This is a genomic window from Staphylococcus durrellii, from assembly GCF_015594545.1.
GTDB classification, from domain to species: Bacteria; Bacillota; Bacilli; order Staphylococcales; family Staphylococcaceae; genus Staphylococcus; species Staphylococcus durrellii.
On record NZ_JADIIO010000001.1, the window covers coordinates 1,811,902 to 1,831,640 of the forward strand.

The window sequence follows — 19,739 nt, forward strand, 5'->3', positions numbered from 1 at the left end:
CTATTTACACATCAATTTTTGACTAATAGAGTTAATTAAGCAAGCTAAACTATTAACTTTACAGTGTTTACAATGATTAGCAACGACTACATAATACTAAACTTTATTCTTCAATTGATAATTGGCCATATTTAAAGAAATATAGATAACCTTTTACTTCAGTATTTAAGATAGTTTCTAATGTGTTTTTATAATAAGTCATTTGGATTTTATATCGATCTCTTAATTGTTTACCTATTTCGTCATCAGTCATACCACGTCGTCTATTAAAGACATCTGTTTTATAATCGACAAAATAATACAAACCATCTTTAACGAAAATTAAATCTATCATACCTTGAATTATTGAAATGTCTTCTTCAATTTCAGATACATGGTCTACTTTTCCTTGATTAACTATAAAAGGTAATTCCCTATAAACAGCATCACTTTTTGCAATATCTAAATAAAGATCACTTTTTATAAATTGTTCTATTTCCGAAATATTGATATCCGCTTTAGCATCAGAAGCAATGATATTTTTATTGATTAAGTCGTCGATATATACGTTTACTTCTTCTGTACTCAATCGTTCTACTTTGAACGGCAAATGTTGCATAACAGTATGCATCAACGTTCCTATTTCATTTGCTTTACGTTTTGTGTAGTGATTTAAAAAGCTTGGTCGTTCATAAGTAGTCGAACCTACGCGATATTGTCTTACTCGGTTATAATCTGTGCCCGCTTCTTCAGTCTCTAATTGACGTTTCAATTCTGAGACTGATTGTTTAGATGCTTTGTGCACATCATTTTGATAAGGATATTCATAACTTAATTGTTTGTGTATTTGAGCCTGCAATTCACTATCGTTAGTAGCTTCATTTTTAATATCTTGAACGGTACGTTGTGATACAACGTCAGAAACATATTCACTCGCGATATCTTCGTAGTTGTCTGTATGAATTATCACGACTGGTCTAACATTGCTATCTAAAGCGTCAATATCCTTTTCAAACTGTAAATCAGATGGTATTGAAGTCGATTGGTGTTTTGTTAATATCGGATAAATGAGATCTATAGGGCGTTGTGCTGTCAATCTATAACTAACAGGTAAATAGTCATTAGAAATAGGTACTTGTTCCCATTGTTCTAATTCTTTATTATCTTTAATCCTACCAACTAAAAACAACTGCTCTTTTGCTCTAGTTAAAGCAACATAGATAAGTCTCATCTCTTCTGAAATCAATTCTTTTTCTGCTATGGCTTTTAAGGTCACAGAGGCTAACGAAGGATAACTTACATTGTGTGCTACATCAAAATAATTCATACCTAGACCATATTGTTGATTTAAAATAACAGATTTATTCAAATCATCCCTTCGGAACTTTCTTGACAAACCGGAGTAAATTACAAATGGAAATTCTAATCCTTTACTACTATGGACGGTCATCATTCGAACAACGTCATCATTAGGTCCGATAACATTTTCTTCACCAAAATCTTTACCACGCTCAATTAATTCGTCTATAAATCTTATAAATTGATATAATCCTCTGAAACTAGAATTTTCAAATTCGATAGCTTTATTAAATAAGCCATATAAATTAGCTCTTCTACCTTTGCCACCAATTAACCCACTAAAATATTGAATAACAAAGTGATCATTATAAAACTTATCAATTAACTTATAAACTGGGTGATGTTGACTATACTTTTGATACATGGCTAAATCATCCATAAAGTATTGTAATTTTTTTACAAGCTTTTTATTAGCTACTTCATTATTCATATAGTTGTTAATCGATTGATAGAAATAGTCGTCGCTCGGACTAAACACTCTAATATTAGATAATTCATCTTCTGTAAATTGGTAAACTACTGAACGCATTAATCCAACTAAATAAATATCTTGTAATGGATTATCTACTGTTCTTAAGAAGGACAATATTAAACGTACTTCAGTTTGTTCAAAATACCCTTCTTTACTATTGACGTGGAATGGAATGTCGTGATCTTTAAATGCTTGTTGTATACGTCTTGCTTGACTATATGACCTTTCCAAAATAACAATATCTTTATATGTAGGTTGTCGATATTTACCTAACTTTATATCATACACTTCACGTTCATTCATGATCTGTTGAACATGTTGCACTATATACTCAGCTTCTTGTTCGACACCTGTTAAGTCTGATTCACTGTCTTCAATTAATACATCTAAATGCAACGGTATATTGGTATCATCAAAATCAGCACCGTAATATAATTGCGCCGCTTCATCATACTCTATTTCACCTACTTGGCTATCCATCATATGCTTAAATAAATAATTAGTTGTGCTTAATACTTCTTTCCGCGATCTAAAATTTTGTGATAAATCAATGCGTAAACCACTATTTTGGCCGTCTACATTAAATCGATTATACTTTTCGATAAATAAACTCGGATCTGCTTGTCTAAACTTATAAATCGATTGTTTAACGTCTCCTACCATAAACAAATTACCATCACTGTCTTGCCCTCTTTTAATACAAGATAAAATTTGCTCTTGTACTCTATTCGTATCTTGGTATTCATCTACAAGTATTTCGTCAATTTGCGTTGATAACTGTTGCGCTATTTCCGAAGGCGTACCATCATCATTTGTTAATATTTTTAACGCAAAATGTTCATAATCAGCAAAATCAATAAGGTTTCTACTACGCTTTTTACTATTAAATTGTGCAATGACATCCGCTGTGATTTGAGCTAAATAACTTACTCTAGGTTTAAGTTGTTGCATATCATTTTTTAAGCTTTCCGCTTCTCTTGAAAAGTAATCATCTTGTACCTTTGTGACTAGCAATTTGTAATTATCATAATGGCTTTTCGCACTATCATATATATCTATGTTTAATTCATTAGCTTCTTTTATTTTTTTATTTTTAGCAGGAAAACGTGGTTCAAATTGATGATTCGCAATTAATTCAGTGTTTAATATGCCATCTTCCATTGCTTGAGTTAAAAATTGACGTTCTCTTTCTACAATATCAACTTGTTTATCAACCTCTTCTAACATCATAAATAAATCGTAACTTTTATTTAATGCTTCTTCAGCAGAAGTTAAAAATATTGTAGCCAAGTCACTAAGCAATTGTAATAAATTATCTTGTTGTGATTCATGATTATAGGGTTCGGCAAGTGAGTTCAACCATGCAAAAGGGTAAGGGTTAGCGACACTAAAATTGTACATTTGCTTAATAATATTTCTAAGCTGTTCATCATTTCTGTCTGATGATAATTGCTCTGTTAAATCTACGAAGTCTGAGTCTAGCTTATCGTAATGTTGTTCTAACACTTCATCTATTGTTTGTTCTAACAATAAAATATTTTCTGCTTCACTACTCGTTCTAAAGTTAGGGTCTACATCTAAAACGTCATAATGTTGTTGAATTAATTTCAAACAAAAACTATGTAATGTAGAAATTTGTGCTTGATGTATTTTAACACGTTGGTTTTTTAGATGTTCATTCGTGGGATCTATAAGCGATGCTTCATTAATACGATTCTCGACTCGGTGTTTCATTTCTCGTGCACTAGCGTTAGTGAAGGTAACGACGAGCAATCGGTCGACATCTACTTCATCGCGCAATATTCGTTGAATGATTCTTTCTACCAGTACCGCAGTTTTCCCTGAACCAGCAGCTGCAGCTACTAAAATGTCTTGATTTTTAGCGTAAATACTTTTCCATTGATTATCAGTCCATTGTGCATAACTGGGTTTTTTAGGAATTTCAGTCATTTTGCACGTCTTCCTCACTTTCTATCTCCACTTGTTGTATCGCTTCAAGAGGATTAATCGTTTCATCTACTTGGCGGTAACGTTTTTGGTCTATCATACCATCAACGTGACATACAGATTTATAGTTACAATACTGACACGGTAACGTTTGATTATATTTTAATGGCGCCACCTCTGTATGGCCGTCCATAATATTATTTGCAGTTTCGATAAAATTTTGTTTATTATGTGCAATAAATTTATATATAGTCGCTTCATCTGCTACTTTACTATTACTTTTTACAGTACCGTCTTTTTTTAAGCCAACCGGCACAATATCTGAAGTAAAACTTGGTTCAATTCTATCATCTAAAGCATCCAACACATTAGTATCATTGTTTAATAAGCCATTTAGTTTGAAAGCATTTAAAAATTCTGAGGTACGTTTTTCTTCTTGTAATTCTTTCCATGCTAATTTAATACGTGGTTCATGTACATGGAAATATAATAAGCCCCCGGGTTTTGTAACTTTATTTAATCCTAATCTGGTTTTATTTTGTAGCACGATATCCATATAAGTCATCATTTGCATCTGCATACCATAATATACTTTTGTTAAATCTAATGTTCCACTATATTTTGATGATTTGTAATCTATAATATTAACAAAACTTTCATCATTTTTATTATAAGTATCAATGCGATCAATTTGACCTCTAATATTAATTGGTACACCTTGTTTTGTAATTAAAGGTTGCGCATACAGTTCTTCATTATTTTTCGGACTTTTTCTAAAACTAGCTTCAAATCTAGTAGGTTTAAATTTAGAATGGCTCCCTTGATATTGCAGCGCAGTTAACGTCGTTTCTACAATTGCGCCAATACGTTGCGATAAATAACGATAATAAGCAGTTGAGTTTAAGACATTAAATTGTACTTCTGGTAATATTTCTTCTAACGCTTTTGTTGTTAACTCATGTATCACTTTATGTGTTAATTTGTTAAATTGACCATTAACTTGCTCGGAAATATATTTCAAGACTTGGTGGAAAATATCACCTAAATCAAAATTTTCAAGTTTATATTTAGTTCTTTCATTTAACCTCAACCCATGCGATGCAAAATGTTTAAACGGACAAGATAAATAGCCTTCAAAACGAGAAACACTAGCATTTATTTTCTCTCCGTATAATGATTTCGACAATGATTCACTCAATTGAACTGTTTCATTGTCATACGTCAATGCCGTTAGGAGATAATCTAGCCCTTGGTTTAATCTTTTATCATCTTGCATTACTAAATAAGTGTCTAACCAAGTTTCGGCAACGATTTCTTCATCCAACCACGCTTTCAAAGCCTCAAATAACGCAATCTTAGCTTGATGTGGATGTTCCATTAAAGTTAAAGGATTTAACTGGTGCAAATGATGAATATTCTGAATTTCCAAATCCGTATATAATGCTTTGATTTGACTAATAAAAGGGCTCAGTTCTTTCTCATCACCATTAGTTCCCATTAAACTATAAGAAAATGTGATATCAGTCGTCGCCCTAGTCATTGCTATATAACACACAAAAGCTTCATCCATTTGTAGTATATCCGCAGTAGGGCTTAGTTCTAATTGTGACTGATCTTGGAAATATTTTTTCTCCTCGTCAGTCATTAATCCAGATGATTGTACTGGTTGTGGTATAACACCGTCATTAACGCCGACAAGGTAAACTTTCGCTTTATTATCAACTTTAGCTAAATCCATTGTACCTACATTCACTTGATCTAGCATTTGAGGTATCATGCTAAATTCAAGTTGCTCTAATCCAATATCTAATAATTCTAAAAATCTAGTTTTTGTTATTGATTGTTCTTTAAATACTAAAACTAAATCGTCTAAGGTTTGAATAAAACCATTCCACACTTGATCTAATTCTTCTGCTTCAGTATGTGATTGTGATGCATCTAACCTGTCTCTTTCTGCCATAAGTTGACTTGGTAACTCAAACGATTCAATTGCTTCATAAAATGCACTAGCAAATTCAACAGCAGTTTGAGCATTACTCATACGTTCCTCGAAAGCCATAATTTTATTTACTACGTTATCTTTTAATTTAACAACGCGTTCAAAAGTTTGTCGTTCTTCATCAGTAAGTGGTTGTCGCTTAATCCCCATCTTATTAAAACGTTCAATTTCAAAATATTTGTCATCTAACCAACGCTTACCGTAAATACCACGTTCGAGCACGAAATTTTCTAATATATTGATGAGATAATCACTGTTTTCTACAGATTGCGTTAATACATCTGTTTTAAACAGGCGCATCAATGGCTCAAAATTCCAATTCGTTTGTAACACTTCGATAAGCGAACGGAACATTTCCATGACGGGATGATGAGTCATAGGTTTTTTCAAATCTATATGGTAAGGGATATCATATTGTGGAAAAATAGATTCCATTAAATAAGCATAAGACTCATCTCTATATAAAATAGCTATATCTTGAAATCTACGACCAAACGTCCTATTTTCACGCAATATTTGACGAGCAACCTCGTTTATTTCTTCACGCATGTTTGATGATTCATAGATATTAATATGATGTTGTGATTTTTGGGGTTCAAATTGTAATGCATTAAAATTTAGTTCCAAATGTTGTAGATCGATATTATTAAATCGCTGTTGTTCTGTGAAACTTTGTATGTTTAATGGAATATTCAAATCTTCAGCAATACCTTCAATATGGCTTAAAGATTCTGAAGGTTTTCTATATAAACTGAATGGATCTTTATCACCATCTGTCGTTAAAAGTATAGTGACTTGGCGGCATTGTTTTACCAAACCTTTAATCATGTCATATTCTAAGGTAGAGAAATTATGAAACCCATCTATGTATATTTGAGCACGACTAAGCCACTCTGATTGCTCCATCATAGTAACAAAACGTTGTAAAGTATCTTCGGTAGAAACATATTGCCCATTAACTCGCTGTTCAAGTTGTTTGTATACTAATGCAATATCTTGTAATTTATGTCGTGTTCTCGTTTGTAAGTTGTTTTCAGCAATATAATCTTCTAACTGTTGTGGAGAAACTGCATACTTTTTAAAATCTTGAATTTGTTCATACAATTTCTCACTGAAACCATAATATTTAACTTGTGATTGATATAGTTTCAAGTCATTTTTATGATGTTGAATAATATCATAAATCATCATTTGTGTAGCAGCTTTTGATAATTGCTCTTCCATTAATCCCCCAACTTCTTGGAAGATACGATAACTCAATCGCTCAAAGTGTAAAACTTCGGTCCTTAAACTACCATTTAATTCTGGATCATCAACAAATGCCTGTTCTAATTGGAACGTATTTTGTGTTGGCGCGATTAAGACTATTGGATCACCTAAAGGATCTTTTTTCATATCGGCTTTAATATTTTCTATCATTTTATAAGATTTACCAGTTCCTGCTCTACCAATATATGCATTCAATTCCATGATCTAGCTCCACTCCTTTGAGTCATATTTTAACACATAAAGTTCAAAATTAATTGTGCTCTATTAGCATAAAAAAGAAGAATTAGTTAACTTTGTACTCGTCAACTAATTCTTCTTTTTTATTTATTGTAATTCGTATCGGGATCAAAGCCAAATTTAAAATCACTGAATGGCCAGAATCTAAATGACACTTTACCTACAACTGTATCTTTGTCAATTAGACCAAATGAACGACTATCTTTACTTACTTCACGATTATCACCTAGCACTAGTAATTTACCTTTAGGTATTTTATTTTGACCATTAGCGTTTGGCAAATCTTTAAGTTTGAGGTTACCTGTAATGTATTCGTACTGTTTATGCTTTTCATTATAATCTAGGTATGGCTCTTTTACTTTATTACCATTAACATATAATTGGTCTTTTTTATATTCGATATTATCTCCCGGTGTCCCAATTACACGTTTAACGTAGTCATCTTTTTTAGTTGCATGGAAGACGATAACGTTACCTTTTTTAATATCGTTAAATCTATAATCAAATAAATTTACGATAACACGCTCACCATCTTTCAAAGTAGGATCCATCGAGTCCCCTTTAACGGTATAAGCTTTTGCGACAAAATTGACAATGAACAATACCAATGCCACTGCTACAACAATTGATATGATCCATTCAGTTATTTCTTTTTTCACGTTTCACACCTCATCTATTTATTTAAAATCTAAAGTGAACTTCTTAAATGGGTAATATCGTAAAGACACCTCACCAATTATATCTTTTTTATTAATATAACCAAAATTCCTTGAATCTTGCTGATTTTGGCGATAATCATTCAATACAAAATAATTATTAGTAGGTACGATATCACTTTCAGAACCTTTAATTTGACGCAATGTCAAATTATGGATGCTATTACCTTGAACATAGGGTTCTTCTACTTGCCTATCATCTCTTAACAACTTTCCGTTTTTAAAAGTGATAGATTGTCCGGGCTTACCAATTACACGAGCAACATATGTACGTCCATTATGATGATACATAATTATGTCATTGTTTTTCAATAGGTTAAAAGTCGTAGTTATTTTATTAACGATTAAACGGTCCCCATTCTTCAACATTGGAGACATACTACTATTGTGCATAACTGTACCAGTAATTACAAATGCTTGCAGCAATAAAACTATAATAATCGCAAAAATAATAGAAATCAAATGATTTATCATTTTTCTCATGTAGTCACTCCTCAGTTGAATGCATAAAGTGCTTTTCCAGTTTTCTTCCTCCAAACCAAACGACTATTACAATTATCGCAACGATAGTAATGCGTAATGGATTTGTAAACAGAGTAGAAATATCTTTGCCTAACCATCCTACAAGACTAATCATGACTAATTTAGACAAAGTAAGCACCCATAAATAGTGCACAGATTTAATGTTAGATACGCTAGCAATTAAATTTACTAAAGCACTAGGCGTAAAAGGGAAACAAAACAGTATAAATATAGGTATAAAGCTATGATCATCAATATATTTAATCAATCTTTCTGCTGATTTACGTTTCTTAAGTCGCTTCATATATTTTGAATTAGACAATTTCCTAAAGATTAAGAACATAATAAAACTACCGAGCACAGTTCCTAACCATGCTAATATCATGCCTACCACAAATCCATAAACATTAACATTTACGATTACAAATACGATTAACGGTAAGATAGGTACAAAAGCTTCTATAAATGGCAGCAAAAATCCAACGAGATACCCTACGCTCCCAAATGCATCAAACCACTCTTTAACTTGTACTGTCGACATTAAATCAATCCTCATCCTCGCTATTGATATATATTATAAGTTGTTTTGCATAGATTTTAAATGCTAAACCCTTTTTATCTCGATAATTCATTTTTGCAGTAGTAGCTGTCTTTCTTATATAGGATCTATTAAATTGAGTAAAGACAATTAAAAAAGCGATGACATCATCTAACTTGTGTAGATTCTATCACCGCTCTTATTAATTAATTTATCTTGCGCTTAATATAATCGTTAAATTATAGACGTTGTTCTAATTCTTGTTTTTTATCTTCGAAGCCTGGTTTACCTAATAATGCAAACATATTTTGTTTATATGCTTCAACACCAGGTTGGTTAAATGGATTAACACCTAATTGGTAACCACTCATTGCACATGCAAGTTCAAAGAAGTAAACAACATAACCAAATGTTTCTTCATCTAATTTAGGAATATTAACAACTAAATTAGGAACGCCACCATCTGTATGAGCTAATAAAGTGCCTTCGAAGGCTTTAGTATTAACTTCATCGATAGTTTTGCCAGCTAAATAATTTAAACCGTCTAAGTCTTCTTTGTCTTTTTCAATAGTAATGTTATGTTTAGGATTATTAACTTTAACTACCGTTTCAAACAAGAAACGTCTACCTTCTTGAACATATTGTCCTAATGAGTGTAAGTCAGTAGTGTAGTTAGCGCTTGAAGGATATACACCTTTATAGTCTTTACCTTCAGATTCACCAAATAATTGTTTCCACCATTCATTAAAGTATTGCATAGAAGGTTCATAGTTAATAAGCATTTCAGTTGTATAACCTTTTGCATATAAAATATTACGGATTGTCGCATATTGATATGCAATATTATCTTCTAAGTTTTCAGAAGAAAGTTCTTCTCTTGCTTTAGCAGCACCTTGCATCATTGTTTCAATGTCGATGCCTGCTACTGCGATTGGTAATAAACCTACTGCAGTCAATACAGAGTAACGTCCACCAACATCATCAGGAACGACGAAAGTTTCATAGCCTTCATTAGTAGCTAATTGTTTTAAAGCACCTTTTTCTTTATCAGTTGTAGCAAAGATACGTTTTTTCGCTTCTTCTTTACCATATTTGTCTTCTACTAATTGTTTAAATAATCTAAACGCTACAGCAGGTTCTGTAGTTGTACCTGATTTTGAAATAACATTTACTGAGAAATCTTTATCATCTAAATAGTCTATTAATTCTTGTGTATAAGATGAAGATAAATGATTACCTACAAATACAATTTCAGGATATTCATCAATATTTCTAAATGATGAAGTTAGCATTTCAATTGCTGCGCGTGCACCTAAATAAGAGCCACCGATACCAATAACTACAAAAACATCTGAATGTTCTTTAACGCGTTTAGAAGCCTCTAAAATACGTGAAAATTCTTCTTTATCATAATCAACAGGAAGATCTATCCAGCCTAAGAAATCATTGCCAGCTCCTGTACCTTCGTGAATCGTATGATGTATTGATTTAACGATATCTTTTTGTTGTTCTAATTCATGTTCGTTAAAAAATTCTAAAGTTTTACCATAATCTAACTGTATATGAGTCATGTAAATTGCCTCCTGTATATTGGGTTCACATATTATTTTACTAACTTTGAAATTAGTATTCAAACAACTAGCCTATCGCCTCACTTAAATTGCAGAAAAAACTAGTTAGTTAAATTTATATCATATTTCTATATCATATGCATAAAAATATACATTTTTATTTATCTGTAAAAAGCGTTAATATAACTACATATTATTGAAATAGAAGAACGATAAATTTCGTAAAAATAAAATATTTGTATATTTATGTAAAATAATGGTTTTATTTTCATTCACTTTTTGTTATTCTAGTTTTATTAACTTACAACTTAAAAATTATGAATGAGGTGTCCTATATGAAACAAAAAATAGTTTTAGCATATTCAGGCGGTTTAGATACGAGCGTGGCAGTACATTGGTTGATAGAGAAAGGCTATGATGTTGTAGCCTGTTGTTTAGATGTTGGCGAAGGTAAAGATTTAGATATTGTACATCAAAAAGCATTAGATATGGGAGCAGTTGAATGTCACATTATAGATGCTACTGAAGAGTTTAGTGCTGATTATGTTGCTTATGCAATAAAAGGTAATTTAATGTATGAAGGTGCATATCCATTAGTATCTGCTCTTTCAAGACCACTAATCTCTAAAAAACTAGTTGAAATTGCAGACAAAACTGACGCTGTAGGCATCGCACATGGTTGTACTGGTAAAGGTAACGACCAAGTACGTTTCGAAGTATCAATTAAAGCTTTAAATCCAGATTTAAAAGTTTTTGCTCCAGTCAGAGAATGGGCATGGAGCCGTGAAGAAGAGATCGATTATGCACTCAAACATAATATCCCTGTACCAATTCAACATGACTCTCCATATTCTATTGACCAAAACCTTTGGGGGAGAAGTAATGAATGTGGCATTTTAGAAGATCCATATGCAACACCGCCAGAGGATGCATATGATTTAACAAATGCATTAGAAAATACACCAGACCAAGCAGAAGAATTAGTATTATCTTTTGAACATGGTTTGCCAACCGCTTTAAATGGTGAAACACTATCTCTAACTAAATTAATCTTAAAATTAAATAAAATTGCAGGTAAACATGGTATTGGTAGAATTGACCATGTAGAAAACAGACTTGTAGGTATAAAATCTAGAGAAGTATACGAAACACCCGCTGCGGAAGTTATTGTAAAAGCACATAAAGCACTTGAAACAATTACCTTAACTAAAGACGTGGCACATTTTAAACCTGTTATTGAAAAACAACTTTCAGAACAAGTATATAATGCATTGTGGTTCTCACCTTTAACAGATAGCTTAAAAACATTCATAGATAGTACACAAAACCATGTTACAGGTGAAGTAAAAATTAAACTTTATAAAGGTAATGCTGTAGTAAATGGTAGAAAATCACCTTACACTTTATACAATGAAAAATTAGCTACTTATACTAAAGAAGATGCCTTTAACCAAGAATCTGCAGTAGGATTCATAGAAATCTATGGCTTACCAACTCAAGTAAACTCTATGTTACACGGAGGTTATCACAATGAGTGAGAAAGCATGGGGAGGTAGATTCAAAGAAAAACCCGAAGACTGGGTGGATGAATTTAACGCATCTATATATTTCGACAAAACTTTGATTAAACAAGATATCGAAGGTAGTATTGCGCACGCCCAAATGTTAGCCCAGCAAAATATCATTTCTCAAAAAGAGAGTGATGATATTATTACAGGATTAAAGCAAATATTGTCAGACTTTAAAGAAGGTAATATTGCATTTGATGTTTCATTAGAGGATATTCATTTAAATATTGAACATGAATTAATCAAACGTATTGGTGATACAGGTGGTAAACTTCACACTGGACGTAGTAGAAATGACCAAGTTGCAACCGATATGCACCTATATACAAAGGAACAGGTTTCAACAATCATCGAATTAATTACGTCATTTCAAAAAACTATTGTTAACGTAGCAGAGCAGCACGTTAACACTATAATGCCTGGATATACGCATTTACAAAGAGCCCAACCAATCTCTTTGTCTCATCACCTTTTAACTTATTATTGGATGTTAGAGAGGGATAAAGGTAGATTTAATGATAGTTTAAAACGAATTGATATTTCACCACTTGGCGCCGCTGCTTTAAGTGGTACTACTTACCCAATAGATCGTCGAATGACGCAAGAATTATTAGGGTTTGATGCACTCTACGAAAATAGTATGGATGCGGTAAGCGACCGTGATTATATCGTAGAAACGTTACACAATATTTCTTTAACTATGGTCCATTTATCTCGTTTTGCCGAAGAGATTATTTTCTGGTCTTCTACAGAAGCTAATTTTGTTACTTTATCAGATGCATTTTCTACAGGTTCATCAATTATGCCTCAAAAGAAAAATCCCGATATGGCTGAATTGATAAGAGGTAAAGTTGGTAGAACTGCTGGTCATTTAACGAGCATGTTAATGACTTTAAAAGGATTGCCACTAGCCTATAACAAAGATATGCAAGAAGATAAGGAAGGTCTATTCGATGCAATTCATACGATTAAAGGTTCATTACGTATATTTGAAGGCATGATTGATTCCATGACGATAAATGTTGACCATTTAAAAGATACTATACACAATGATTTTTCAAATGCTACAGAACTCGCTGATTATTTAGTGACTAAAAATGTTCCATTTAGAACAGCACATGAAATAGTCGGTAACATTGTATTGTGGTGCATTCAAAATAATAAATATTTATTAGATGTACCTCTTACACGTTACCAAGAAGCACATCCTTCAATCGAAGATGACATTTATTCATTTTTAAAGCCTGAAAATTGTGTAAGTCGTAGAATTAGCCATGGTTCGACTGGTCAAGATGCAGTAAAATATCAACTTGAAATGATTAAAAATCAACTAAAATAAATAGTAGCCATAGAAGTTATAACTTCTATGGCTACTTTATTTATTGATAGTTTTACGATTTTGAGAAATTTTTAAGCTTTTTAAGCCCAACCGCGGTAACGAGCAGCTTCTGCAGTACGTTTAATACCTACGATATATGCAGCTAAGCGCATATCAATTTTACGATTTTGAGCTAACTCGTATATCGTATCGAATGCAGTAACTAATTTTTCACGTAATTTTTCGTTAACTTCCTCTTCCGTCCAATAGTAACCTTGGTTATTTTGAACCCATTCGAAGTAGGAAACTGTTACGCCACCGGCACTTGCAAGTACGTCTGGGACTAATAATTTGCCACGCTCTGTTAAAATTCTAGTACCTTCTGGAGTTGTAGGTCCATTCGCAGCTTCTACTACTACGTCTGCTTTAATATCATGTGCATTGTCAGCAGTAATTTGGTTAGCAATCGCTGCAGGAACTAAAATATCACAATCGATTTCAAATAATGCTTTGTTTGAAATCGTTTCTTCAAATAAATTAGTAACTGTACCGAAACTGTCTCTACGATCTAATAAGTAATCAATATCTAAACCTTCAGGATCATGTAATGCCCCATAAGCATCTGAAATACCAACAATTTTAGCACCCATGTCATATAGGAATTTAGCTAAGAAACTCCCTGCGTTACCAAATCCTTGAATAACTACACGAGCTCCTTCTACTTGTTTATTTCTTCTTTTAGCAGCTTCTTCAATAGCAATAACAACACCTAATGCTGTAGAACGATCACGTCCTTGTGAACCACCTAAAACAATTGGCTTACCTGTAATAAAGCCTGGTGAGTTAAATTTATCTAGAGAACTATATTCATCCATCATCCATGCCATAATTTGAGAATTGGTAAAAACATCCGGTGCAGGAATATCTTTAGTAGGTCCCACAAATTGAGATATTGCTCTAACGTATCCACGCGATAAACGTTCTACCTCATGAATACTCATTTGACGTGGATCGCAGACGATTCCACCTTTACCGCCACCATATGGTAAGTTAACAATTCCACATTTTAATGACATCCACATTGACAATGCTTTTACTTCCTCTTCATCAACATCTGGGTGAAATCTAACTCCACCTTTAGTTGGTCCAACAGCATCATTATGCTGTGCGCGATAACCAGTAAAAGTTTTAACAGTCCCATCATCCATTCTTACTGGTATTCTCACTTGTAAAAATCTTAATGGTTCTTTGATTAAGTCGTACATTCCATCATCAAAACCCAATTTGTGCAAAGCTTCCTTAATAATATCTTGTGTAGAAGTAACCAAATTATTATTCTCAGTCATGATTCATTTCGCCTCTTTTTCGTAACTAATGATTTCGCTTTCATAGTAATTGTAACATAACTTTTTGCTTTTTAAAGTGTAATTCCTATACTAGATTGATGAACTTTAATGCTATTCAAAAACTGCTTTCACTTTGTCTAATGCGTAGTCAATTTCTTCTTTAGTAATAATTAATGGTGGTGCAAAACGAATAACCGTATCGTGTGTTTCTTTACATAAAATACCTTGCTCTTTTAATGCTTCACAATATGGTCTAGCATTTTCGTTCAATTCTATACCTATGAATAAACCACGACCTCTTACTTCTTTGATGGCAGGATGGTCAATTTTTTGCAATTCTTCTTTGAAATAATTGCCTAGTTCTAATGAACGGCCAGGTAAATCTTCGTCGATAATAACATCTAATGCAGCGATAGAAGCAGCACACGCTAATGGGTTTCCTCCAAATGTTGATCCATGAGAACCAGGAGTGAATACACCTAATACTTCTTCATCAGCTAATACTGCTGAAATTGGTAATACGCCTCCGCCTAATGCTTTACCTAGAATATAAACATCAGCTTTAATGTTATCCCAATCTGTCGCAAATAATTTTCCTGAACGACCCAAACCGGCTTGAATTTCATCGGCGATAAATAAAATATTATGTTCATCACATAATTCTCTAATTTCTTTTAAGTAACCTTCAGGAGGTACGTTAATGCCGGCTTCACCTTGAATTGGTTCAATAAGTACAGCGGCAGTATTTTCATTAATAGCAGACTTTAATGCTTCAATATCACCAAAATCAACTTTACGGAATCCTTCTAATAATGGCCCATAGCCACGTTGATATTCAGCTTCAGATGAAAGTGAAACTGGTGCCATTGTACGACCATGGAAATTGCCATTAAATGCCACTATTTCTGCTTTATTTGGTTCTATATTTTTCACTTCATAAGCCCAACGTCTTGCAGCTTTAAGCGCAGTTTCAACCGCTTCAGCACCAGTGTTCATTGGCAGTGCTTTCTCTTTATCTGCAAGTTTACATATTTTTTCATACCATGTACCTAAGTTGTCGCTGTGAAAAGCTCTAGATACAAGCGTTACCTTATCAGCTTGGTCTTTCAACGCTTGAACTATTTTAGGATGACGGTGTCCTTGATTTACAGCAGAATATGCAGCCAGCATATCCATGTATTTATTTCCTTCAGGATCCTGCACCCAAACCCCTTCAGCTTCCGAGATAACAATTGGTAATGGGACATAGTTATGTGCTCCATAATGATTTGTAACCTCGATAATTTCTTCTGATCTTGTCATGATATCTCCCCTTTATAGTTATTATGGGCAATAAAGCCACAATTAATCATATTCTTAGCATAACGTATTTAAAGTATAACTGAAACTATTTTCCTAAGTAAATCTTAAGGTTGATTAATAGTATTTCAAAAGAATCTTTCTCACTTTGAATAAACAACATAATAATTTGTATAATTATCTAAGAAACAATCATCTTGGCACAGTCTATGCTTATTTTTATTCATAAGTTATTATTATAAAAAAATTATAATAATAGTGATTTTCTATACAGCATTCCCAATTCAATTTCTATTTATGTATCGACGAACATAACACAGCACCTTTTTTATGTCATTTTTTAAAATTAAAAAAGAGTAACTTTGCGTTAATCGCAAGTTACTCTTTTTTTATATTAATTATTGTTCATCTTTTCTAGGTAATGGATAAAATCCTCTGTTAAATTGCTCCCATAATTTTGGTGGCAACTCATGATTGTCAGTTCTATCTGGGTCAAAATACGAAATAATATCGTCTACTTGATCATTTTGAATTTTATCGACAAATTGATAATCTAATAATATTTCTCTACCTAAAGCAATCATTTCAATATTGCCTGATTGAATAGCTTCTAATGCTTGTTCTGCTGTGAAGATTGAACCAATACCGATTAATGGCATACGTCCATCAATCCATTGATGCAATAATTTAATTCTTTCTTCTCCAGCATATTTACCGTCTCGTGTTTTAGAATGTACATCCATAAGTGAGACATGTAAATAATCTAACGGTTTTTGTATAAGTGTTTTAATTAATGACTCAGTAATTTCCATACTGATTCCTGGTGATTCTGCTTCTTCAGGCGAGAATCTATATCCAACGATAAATGAATCATCGGCATATTGTTTTTTTGCTTTTAATACTTCGTCTACAACAGCTGTTGGGAATTTTAATTTATCAGTTCCCCATTCATCAGTTCGTTTATTATAATATGGTGATACGAATTGATGAATTAAATAATGATTTGCACCGTGTATTTCTACACCATCAAAGCCAGCTTCTGCAACTCTTCTTACCGCTTCACCAAAAGCTTTAATTGTTTCTTGTATTTCATCTTCAGTTATTTCACGTGCATCATGTGCTTCTTGTTGACCAAAACTTTTAAGAGAAATAGGTGTAGGGGCAGCTACATCTCCACCTGGTGTTAAATTAGGTAATGCTTGTGCGCCACCATGATGAATTTGCACAACTGCTTTTGCACCATTTTTCTTCATTACATGCGCTAATTTTTTCAAACCATCTAAATCTGTATCATGTGCTACTGAAGGTTGACCTGGAAAAGCCTTACCTAAATCAGTCACATTGCTTGCTGCAGAAATAGCTAAGCCTACATCTTGTGAGCGTTGTTCCATATAATTAATTTCATCTTCTGATGCAGTACCATCATCGTTTGAAGAAACATGTGTTAATGGAGCTAAAACAAATTTATTTTTCAAAACTACTTGATTAGGTAAGGTTACACTTTCAAATAAAGGGCCAAATTTTTCATTCATATTACTATTCCTCCTTAATAATTCCATTACTATATCACGCTAAAAATAACGTTACTATTTAACTGCTCATTCATAATAACTCAATGTGTTAATAAGGTTAAATTATATGCTTGCGCATACATATTAGGAATTAAAAAAACTAACACTCTAATAAAGTGTTAGTTTCACAAGACTCTCAATCTTGTTACATATCGTCTTTAGACTGTTTTATCCAAACCGGCAAGCGTTCTTTGATTGTTTGAAACCCATATTTTTCAGTTTCTTTGATTTCATCCAACACTGATTGCTTTTCCTTTTTACGTTCATAATTTTTAAAATAATCGTTATCTTTTAAAGACAAGTTTAATTTGCCTTCATTATCTATAGAAATAACTTTTGCTCTAACAATTTGCCCTTCTGATAAAAATTTTTTTAAATTATGTACATAATCATCCATGATTTCAGATATATGGATCAAGCCTTCAGTATTATCAGGGGTTTCAACAAATGCGCCATACGGTTGAATACCAGTCACACGTACTTTAATGTGTTGACCAATTTTGTAATGATGATTCAACTTGATAACCCCTTATATCGTTATACTTAACAATCTTATAATAGCATAAATAATATTGAGGGACTAACGTTAAGTTAAAAAAACACATCATTTCGTAAAAAAAATTAGCACATTCAATGAATTAAATTGGTTTAAAAAGGTCGAAAACGCTATGTTCTCGACCAAATTTATTATAGTGAATATTGTGCTTGTAATATCAATGCCTCTTGCACCTTAGTTAAACGTTTTGAATTGGCATTTCTGTTTCAAAGTTAAAGTGCTAAATATTTTGATACTGTTGGCTATTTGTTTAAGCCACCTTGTTGATAAACATTATTCATTATAACGTAATCTTCTGCATCACCTTGAGAATGATCTTTAAAGTTGATAGGATTACATTCTGCTAATAATTTGTAGCATTGAATATTAACATCTTTGTTTCCCATTTTAGCAATTTCTAACTTTATTTATCCTCAATATCAATTGAATCAATAGTAATATCGTGTAATGGCTTGTCTTGTGGGCCTACTTTTGTACTAGCAATATCTTCTAATGTAGACTCACCATCAATTAATTGACCAAATACCGTATGCTTTTGGTCTAACCAAGGCGTACCACCCTTTTCAGCATATTTATCTACTATAGGTTGTGGCCAACCACCATCTGCTAATTGATTTAACATTGATTCAGGGACTTCATTCATTTGTACAATAAAAAATTGAGAGCCATTTGTATTAGGCCCTGAATTTGCCATTGATAATGCACCATAAATATTAAAAGCTTCTAAAGAAAATTCGTCTTCAAAAGGCTTACCATAAATACTTTCGCCGCCCATGCCTGTTGCAGTTGGATCTCCACCTTGAACCATAAAATCATTTATTACACGGTGGAATGTGATGCCATCGTAATAGCCATTTTTTGCATGTGTTACGAAATTTTCAACTGTTTTAGGTGCTACGTCAGGTAATAGCTTAAAAGTCATATCTCCTTTATTTGTATGCATAACTAATTTAATTTCATTGTCTTTTACTTTGTTATCTAATTGAGGATAGTTTGTCATTTTAATTCTCCATTTCATGTTAATATGATATTAGTATTTTAACATAAATGAAAGGAAGTATTGAATATGTTATACCGTTTCGCTCATAAAACTGGAGTATATGGCGTTAGTATCGTCGAAGAACAAGATAATCAAGTTTTGGTTCAAATCGAACAAGTGATTAAACATCCAAAACAAGGTGATTTACATAATCCTAAAGCAACAGATAATGTATTCTTCCACGAACGTAAAGCTTTAAGTCAATTTGAAAAGCGTTATACGACTAGCTCACAATTGAAAGAATTAGATGTAGAACCCTTACCTTACGTTGAATCATTACAACTTGCTATTAATAATTTAGAAGAACGCTTGCAACAAAAGCAAGATGAACATGCCCGTCGTTCTCTAGAAAATTTACAAATCTTAAAAAATGATTATTTCATTCAATATAAAGAAAAATTTAAATAAAAATACACACTTTCTTCTTATTTAA

At 32.5% G+C, this 19,739-nt stretch carries 15 protein-coding genes; 3 read left to right on the top strand and 12 right to left on the bottom strand.

Translation table 11 applies throughout. The features are described 5' to 3' along the window. Positions 1 to 103: 103 nt before the first annotated feature. The 6 genes from addA to ISP02_RS08715 all read right to left on the bottom strand — a co-directional run bounded on the left by addA (position 104) and on the right by ISP02_RS08715 (position 10,609). Positions 104 to 3,760, bottom strand: a complete 3,657-nt coding sequence (gene addA / locus ISP02_RS08690) for a helicase-exonuclease AddAB subunit AddA (protein ID WP_195721176.1) — start codon at positions 3,758 to 3,760, stop codon at positions 104 to 106. Beyond that, positions 3,753 to 7,226 carry a helicase-exonuclease AddAB subunit AddB gene (gene addB / locus ISP02_RS08695; protein ID WP_195721177.1) on the bottom strand — a complete coding sequence of 1,158 codons (3,474 nt, stop codon included), beginning with the start codon at positions 7,224 to 7,226 and terminating at the stop codon, positions 3,753 to 3,755. Before addB ends, addA begins: the two co-directional genes overlap by 8 nt. 119 nt (positions 7,227 to 7,345) lie before the next feature. Further along, positions 7,346 to 7,921, bottom strand: a complete 576-nt coding sequence (gene lepB, locus ISP02_RS08700; RefSeq protein ID WP_195721178.1) for a signal peptidase I — start codon at positions 7,919 to 7,921, stop codon at positions 7,346 to 7,348. Positions 7,922 to 7,939: 18 nt separating this feature from the next. Continuing rightward, positions 7,940 to 8,461, bottom strand: coding sequence for a signal peptidase I (gene lepB / locus ISP02_RS08705; protein WP_195721179.1), 522 nt, complete (start codon positions 8,459 to 8,461; stop codon positions 7,940 to 7,942). 4 nt (positions 8,462 to 8,465) lie between these two features. Further along, positions 8,466 to 9,041 (bottom strand): TVP38/TMEM64 family protein, encoded by a 576-nt coding sequence (locus ISP02_RS08710; protein WP_195721180.1) that lies wholly within the window; start codon positions 9,039 to 9,041, stop codon positions 8,466 to 8,468. Between the two features lie 236 nt (positions 9,042 to 9,277). After that, positions 9,278 to 10,609 (bottom strand): glucose-6-phosphate isomerase, encoded by a 1,332-nt coding sequence (locus ISP02_RS08715; protein WP_195721181.1) that lies wholly within the window; start codon positions 10,607 to 10,609, stop codon positions 9,278 to 9,280. Between the two features lie 335 nt (positions 10,610 to 10,944). On the opposite strand from ISP02_RS08715, the gene ISP02_RS08720 reads away from it, so the two are divergent. Together ISP02_RS08720 and argH are read left to right on the top strand one after the other, a co-directional pair. Further along, complete coding sequence (locus ISP02_RS08720) at positions 10,945 to 12,147, top strand: argininosuccinate synthase (RefSeq protein WP_195721182.1); 1,203 nt, start codon at positions 10,945 to 10,947, stop codon at positions 12,145 to 12,147. Beyond that, complete coding sequence (gene argH, locus ISP02_RS08725) at positions 12,140 to 13,516, top strand: argininosuccinate lyase (protein ID WP_195721183.1); 1,377 nt, start codon at positions 12,140 to 12,142, stop codon at positions 13,514 to 13,516. Before ISP02_RS08720 ends, argH begins: the two co-directional genes overlap by 8 nt. 80 nt (positions 13,517 to 13,596) lie before the next feature. Here argH and ISP02_RS08730 read toward each other — a convergent pair whose 3' ends face one another. The 6 genes from ISP02_RS08730 to ISP02_RS08755 form a co-directional block, all read right to left on the bottom strand. Beyond that, positions 13,597 to 14,841, bottom strand: a complete 1,245-nt coding sequence (locus ISP02_RS08730) for a Glu/Leu/Phe/Val family dehydrogenase (protein ID WP_195721184.1) — start codon at positions 14,839 to 14,841, stop codon at positions 13,597 to 13,599. A 111-nt stretch (positions 14,842 to 14,952) separates the two neighbouring features. Beyond that, positions 14,953 to 16,143, bottom strand: coding sequence for an ornithine--oxo-acid transaminase (locus ISP02_RS08735; RefSeq protein ID WP_195721185.1), 1,191 nt, complete (start codon positions 16,141 to 16,143; stop codon positions 14,953 to 14,955). 395 nt (positions 16,144 to 16,538) lie between these two features. Beyond that, entirely contained in the window at positions 16,539 to 17,672 is a 1,134-nt protein-coding gene (locus tag ISP02_RS08740; protein ID WP_195721186.1) for an NADH-dependent flavin oxidoreductase, read from the bottom strand. Between the two features lie 184 nt (positions 17,673 to 17,856). Continuing rightward, a complete protein-coding gene (gene ygs / locus ISP02_RS08745; RefSeq protein ID WP_195721187.1) occupies positions 17,857 to 18,228 on the bottom strand; it encodes a S1 domain-containing post-transcriptional regulator Ygs in 372 nt (123 codons plus the stop codon). A 281-nt stretch (positions 18,229 to 18,509) separates the two neighbouring features. Further along, on the bottom strand, positions 18,510 to 18,653 hold the full coding sequence (locus tag ISP02_RS08750) for a hypothetical protein (protein ID WP_195721188.1): 144 nt from the start codon (positions 18,651 to 18,653) through the stop codon (positions 18,510 to 18,512). A 17-nt stretch (positions 18,654 to 18,670) separates the two neighbouring features. Then, complete coding sequence (locus tag ISP02_RS08755; protein WP_195721189.1) at positions 18,671 to 19,267, bottom strand: peptidylprolyl isomerase; 597 nt, start codon at positions 19,265 to 19,267, stop codon at positions 18,671 to 18,673. Positions 19,268 to 19,333: 66 nt separating this feature from the next. Here ISP02_RS08755 and kapB point away from each other — a divergent pair, with 66 nt between their 5' ends. After that, positions 19,334 to 19,714 (top strand): sporulation phosphorelay system protein KapB, encoded by a 381-nt coding sequence (gene kapB, locus ISP02_RS08760; RefSeq protein WP_195721190.1) that lies wholly within the window; start codon positions 19,334 to 19,336, stop codon positions 19,712 to 19,714. Positions 19,715 to 19,739 lie beyond the last annotated feature (25 nt).

Coding starts and splice junctions, on each gene's coding strand:
- addA (WP_195721176.1), bottom strand. CDS start 3,760: ATGACTGAAATTCCTAAAAAACCCAGTTATGCACAATGGACTGATAAT.
- addB (WP_195721177.1), bottom strand. CDS start 7,226: ATGGAATTGAATGCATATATTGGTAGAGCAGGAACTGGTAAATCTTAT.
- lepB (WP_195721179.1), bottom strand. CDS start 8,461: ATGAGAAAAATGATAAATCATTTGATTTCTATTATTTTTGCGATTATT.
- ISP02_RS08710 (WP_195721180.1), bottom strand. CDS start 9,041: ATGTCGACAGTACAAGTTAAAGAGTGGTTTGATGCATTTGGGAGCGTA.
- ISP02_RS08715 (WP_195721181.1), bottom strand. CDS start 10,609: ATGACTCATATACAGTTAGATTATGGTAAAACTTTAGAATTTTTTAAC.
- ISP02_RS08720 (WP_195721182.1), top strand. CDS start 10,945: ATGAAACAAAAAATAGTTTTAGCATATTCAGGCGGTTTAGATACGAGC.
- argH (WP_195721183.1), top strand. CDS start 12,140: ATGAGTGAGAAAGCATGGGGAGGTAGATTCAAAGAAAAACCCGAAGAC.
- ISP02_RS08730 (WP_195721184.1), bottom strand. CDS start 14,841: ATGACTGAGAATAATAATTTGGTTACTTCTACACAAGATATTATTAAG.
- ISP02_RS08735 (WP_195721185.1), bottom strand. CDS start 16,143: ATGACAAGATCAGAAGAAATTATCGAGGTTACAAATCATTATGGAGCA.
- ISP02_RS08740 (WP_195721186.1), bottom strand. CDS start 17,672: ATGAATGAAAAATTTGGCCCTTTATTTGAAAGTGTAACCTTACCTAAT.
- ISP02_RS08750 (WP_195721188.1), bottom strand. CDS start 18,653: ATGGGAAACAAAGATGTTAATATTCAATGCTACAAATTATTAGCAGAA.
- ISP02_RS08755 (WP_195721189.1), bottom strand. CDS start 19,267: ATGACAAACTATCCTCAATTAGATAACAAAGTAAAAGACAATGAAATT.
- kapB (WP_195721190.1), top strand. CDS start 19,334: ATGTTATACCGTTTCGCTCATAAAACTGGAGTATATGGCGTTAGTATC.